This is a genomic window from Longimicrobium sp., assembly GCF_036387355.1.
Taxonomy (GTDB): Bacteria; Gemmatimonadota; Gemmatimonadetes; order Longimicrobiales; family Longimicrobiaceae; genus Longimicrobium.
In genome coordinates, this window is record NZ_DASVTX010000162.1 from 1 (window position 1) to 4,380 (window position 4,380).

General features: G+C 73.6%; 5 protein-coding genes. All 5 read left to right on the plus strand.

Going from position 1 to position 4,380, the window contains the following annotated elements:
- On the plus strand, nt 1–1,000 hold a 1,000-nt coding region (gene hemA, locus VF665_RS07480), incomplete at its 5' end, for a glutamyl-tRNA reductase (RefSeq protein ID WP_331052784.1).
- A gap of 28 nt (nt 1,001–1,028) precedes the next feature.
- Nucleotides 1,029–1,730, plus strand: a complete 702-nt coding sequence (locus tag VF665_RS07485; protein ID WP_331052785.1) for a MotA/TolQ/ExbB proton channel family protein — start codon at nt 1,029–1,031, stop codon at nt 1,728–1,730.
- Nucleotides 1,730–2,143 carry a biopolymer transporter ExbD gene (locus tag VF665_RS07490; RefSeq protein WP_331052786.1) on the plus strand — a complete coding sequence of 138 codons (414 nt, stop codon included), beginning with the start codon at nt 1,730–1,732 and terminating at the stop codon, nt 2,141–2,143. Before VF665_RS07485 ends, VF665_RS07490 begins: the two co-directional genes overlap by 1 nt.
- A gap of 2 nt (nt 2,144–2,145) precedes the next feature.
- Entirely contained in the window at nt 2,146–3,105 is a 960-nt protein-coding gene (locus tag VF665_RS07495) for a hypothetical protein (protein WP_331052787.1), read from the plus strand.
- On the plus strand, nt 3,102–4,380 hold a 1,279-nt coding region (locus VF665_RS07500), incomplete at its 3' end, for a hypothetical protein (protein WP_331052788.1). The genes VF665_RS07495 and VF665_RS07500, both read left to right, overlap by 4 nt.

A 4,380-nucleotide genomic window follows, 5' to 3' on the forward strand; every position in this document is an offset into this window, starting at 1 on the left:
CCGCGTGTCGTCGGGGCTGGACAGCATGATCCTGGGCGAGCCGCAGATCCAGGGGCAGGTCAAGGAGGCGTACTCCGTGGCCCGCGAGGTCGCCGGCCCGGACGGCCCCGTGGTGGGCCCCGCGCTGCACCGCATGTTCCAGACGGCGTTCTCCGTCGGCGGGCGGGTGCGCAGCGAAACGGCGCTGGGCGTGGGCGCGGCCTCCGTCCCCAGCGCGGCGGTGGACCTGGCCAAGAAGATCTTCGGCGCGCTCAAGGGGCGAAAGGCGCTCATCCTGGGCGCGGGAGAGATGAGCGAGCTCACGCTGGAACTGCTGCGCGGCGAGGGCGTGCGCACCGCCATCGTCGCCAATCGCACCTACGAGCGGGCCCGCGAGCTGGCCGAGCGGTGCGGGGGCGAGGCGATCCAGTGGGAAGACTTCGGCGCCGCGCTGCCGTCGGTGGACATCGTGATCTGCGGCACGGCCGCGCCGCACCCCGTGCTCACGCGCGAGCGGCTGCGCGCCGCGCTCCCGGGCGGCCCGCAGCGCCCGCTGTGCATCATCGACATCGCCATTCCGCGCGACGTAGAGGCGGGGGTGGGCGACGAGCCCAACGTCTTCCTGTACAACGTCGACGACCTGCGGCAGATCGTGGACGACAACCTGGGCCGCCGCCACGCCGAGCTTCCCGCGGCGGGGAGCATCGTGGCCGAGGGGGTGGAGGATTTCTGGCAGTGGTACGCGGGGCTGGCCGTGGTCCCCACCATCCGCGCCCTGCGCGACCGCGGCGAAGAAGTGCGCCGCGGCGAGGTGGAGCGGGCCATGCGGCAGCTCGCGCACCTGAGCCCGCAGGACCAGGCCGCCATCGACGCGCTCACCCGCGCTGTGGTGAACAAGGTGCTGCACGCGCCCACCGTGCGCCTTCGCAGCGCCGCGGGGAACGGGCGGGGGACGGGGGTGCTGGATACCGTGCGCTACCTGTTTGAGCTGGACGCCGAGCCCCGCGGGGACGGCGAGTGACCTTTTCTCTCCCGGATTCATCCGATTGATGCAGCACAGCGGAAGCGAGTTCTCGTCGGCGTGGCAGATGATTGCCCACGGCACGCCGTCCACCAAGATCGTCATGGCCGTGCTCGCCATCCTGTCGCTGGTCTCCTGGACGCTCATCGTGCGCAAGGCGGTGCAGTTCCGCCGGCTGCACCGCGAGGCGGACCAGTTTCTGGACCGCATCGAGAGCGCGGGCTCGCTGGACGAGGCGTACTCGTGGGTGCGCGGGATGGGTGAATCGCCCTTCACCCGCCTGTTCAAGCGCGGCGCCGCCTTTTTCGGCGAGCTGCGGCCGGGCGCGGCGCGGGCGGGAAGCGAAGTGCGCGGCCTGTCCCCCGCCCAGTTGGAGGTGCTGCGCATCGTCCTGGAAAAGGAGGAGGGCGAGGAGCGCGACGAGCTGGCGAGCGGGCTGAACTGGCTGGCCATCATCGCCAGCGTGGCGCCGCTGCTGGGGCTGCTGGGCACGGTGCTGGGGGTGATGAACTCCTTTCTTTCCGTCGCGGGCGCGGGAAGCAGCAGCATCACCGTCGTGGCGCCCGGCGTGGCGGAAGCGCTCGTGGCGACGGCGGGCGGGCTGGTTGTGGCCATCCCCGCGGCGATGGCCTACAACTACCTGCTGGGCCGGCTGAACCGCTTCAGCGCGGAGCTGGAGGGCATCAGCAGCGAGCTGATCGGCGCGCTGGCCCGCGAAGGGCGCATCTGATGCCGCGCCGCCGCGAGCGCAAGGACCTTGGCTACGCCGCCGAAATCAACGTCACCGCGCTGGTGGACGTGGTGCTCACGCTGCTCGTGGTCTTCATGATCACCGCGCCGATGATGCAGGGCGGGGTGGAGGTCAACGTGCCGCGCGCCCGCACCCAGTCCGTCCCCTCCGCCGAAGGGCTCGTCGTGACGGTGGACAAGGCGGGGCAGATCTACATCGGCGAGGCGCCGGTGCGCATGGAGGAGTTCGCGGCGCAGTTCCCCGCCATCGTCAAGGAGCGGGGCGCCAGCAGCGTGTACCTCAAGGCGGACGAGGCCGTGCCGTACGGCCGCGTGGTGCAGGTGCTGGGGATGATGAAGGCGTCGGACGTGGCCACGGTGGGGTTGATCGCCGAGGAAGAAGCGGGGAACTGACGATGCGGCGCGGCGCCGGCGGCGGAACGGGAATGCCTGTGCTGGCCTCGGTGGCCCTGCACGGGCTGGCCGTGCTGGCCATGTCGCTGGCCGCCCGCGGCTCCGGGCCCGCCCTGCCGCCCAGGGTGAAGGTGTACGCGGTGGACATCGTGTCGCCGCCGCCCAACGTGCTGGGCGCGCCCATGGCCGAGCCGCCCGCCAACCAGGACGCGGGCCCTGCCGCGGAACCCGCCGCGCCTGCACCGGAGCCCGCCGCCGCCGAGCCCGATCCGCCCGCGCCGGAGCCGGATCCCGCGCCGCCCGCGCCCAAGCCGGCGCCCGCGCCCCCGCGCACGCCGGAAAAGGCGCCGGAACCCAAACCCGCCCCGGAGCGTACACCGCAGCGTCCCGCCACGCCGCCCAGGCCGGCACCCACGCCGCCCCGGACGACGCCGGCGCCTCCGCGCACCACGCCCGCGACGACCCCCGCGCGCCCCGCCGGCGGCGCGGCGACCGGGACGACGACCCGCCCCGCGACGGGGACCGCGGCGCCGGGCCAGCGTCCGGGGACGGGAACGGCGGCCAACAACACGCGGGGCGACGGAACGCGCACGGGCCCGGCCACGGGGCGCAACCCGGACGCCAGCTCGCCCGGCGGCGAGGGACTGACGGTGCGCTCGGCGGGCGCGCGCTGCCCGTCGCCCGGTTACTGCGAGAACATCGTGCGCCAGGTGCGCCGCTTCTTCCGCGCGCCGGAGGGCGCGGAGGGCGGGAGCGGCAACGTGTGCTTCCGCATTCTGCGCGACGGAACCAGCGCCGCCATTACCACCGAGCGGGTGCGGGGCGGGGCCGCGTTCCGCCTGGCGCTGATGGAAGCCGCCGAGCAGGCCGGCACGCGCCGCGCGTTCGGCGCGCTTCCCGCCGCGTTCGGGGCGGAAGAGCTTCCGGTGTGCGTCGACATTTCCCCGAGCATCGCGCAATGATCCCGCGTTTTCGATCGATCCTTTCCCTCGGTGCCCTGGCCGCGGGGGCGCTGTTCGTCGCCGCGCCCGCCGCCGGGCAGGACTCCGTCGTCGTCCAACTGCGCACGACGTACGAGACGCAGCGGCAGCCGGGCTTCGTCGTTCTCCCCTTCGGCGGGGCGGGGGGCGAGGCGCTGCGGGCCATCGTGCAGCGCGACCTGCAGTACAGCGACCGCTTCGAGATCCGCGAGGCGACCGGGGTGCGCGCGGCGGATTCGGTCAATCTCGCCCTGTGGAGCGAGCGCGGCGCGGACTGGGTGCTGCGCGGCAGCGTGGCCCCGCGGGCGGGCGGCCTGACGTTGACGATGACGCTGTACGACGCCGTCTACGGGCAGGCGAAGGGGAGCGGATCGTTCAGCATTCCGGCGGCGGACGCGCGCGGGTTCCGCATGGCGGCGCACGCCGCGGCGGACCAGGTGGTGCGCTGGGCCACGGGCGAGCCGGGGATGGCCGCGTCGCGCATCGCCTTTGTGACGCAGGGGCGGGGGAGCAAGGAGATCTACGCCGTGGACAGCGACGGCGAGAACCTCACCCGCATCACCAGCCACGGCAGCATCGCGCTGTCCCCCGCCTGGTCGCCGGACGGGGGGCGGATTGCGTACACCAGCTTTCGCGGCGGCGGCCCGCAGCTGTACGAGCGGGACCTGGGCACCGGCGCGGACCGCGTGCTGAGCGACCGCGCGGGGATCAACATTACCCCCTCGTACTCGCCGGACGGGCGGACGATCGCGTTTGCGACGACGGTGTCGGGAAACACGGAAATCGCCACCATCAGCGGCGGGGGCGGCGGGCTGCAGCAGCAGACGCGCGGCCGTGGCTACGACAATCTTTCCCCCACCTGGGCGCCGGACGGCGGCCGCTTCGCCTTTGTGAGCGACCGGCTGGGGGAGCCGCAGATCTACGTGATGGAGCCGGGCGGCCAGCCGCGGCTCATCAGCGACTACGCGTACGGCCAGCGGGGCTACAGCACCTCGCCGGACTGGTCGCCCGCGGGCCCCGTGATCGCGTACCACACGCGGGTGAGCGGGCGGATGCAGATTGCCGCCGTGAGCGCGGACGGCGGCCGCCCGCGCATGCTCACGACGAGCGGCAACAACGAAGATCCCAGCTGGGCCCCGGACGGCCGCCATCTGGTGTACGCCGCCACCAACGGGCTCATCATCCTGGACACGGCGACCGGCAAGACGCGCACGCTGGTCCCCGGCGGCGGCTTCGGCCTCCCGGACTGGTCGCCCG

Coding starts and splice junctions, on each gene's coding strand:
- VF665_RS07495 (WP_331052787.1), top strand. CDS start 2,146: ATGCGGCGCGGCGCCGGCGGCGGAACGGGAATGCCTGTGCTGGCCTCG.
- VF665_RS07485 (WP_331052785.1), top strand. CDS start 1,029: ATGCAGCACAGCGGAAGCGAGTTCTCGTCGGCGTGGCAGATGATTGCC.
- VF665_RS07490 (WP_331052786.1), top strand. CDS start 1,730: ATGCCGCGCCGCCGCGAGCGCAAGGACCTTGGCTACGCCGCCGAAATC.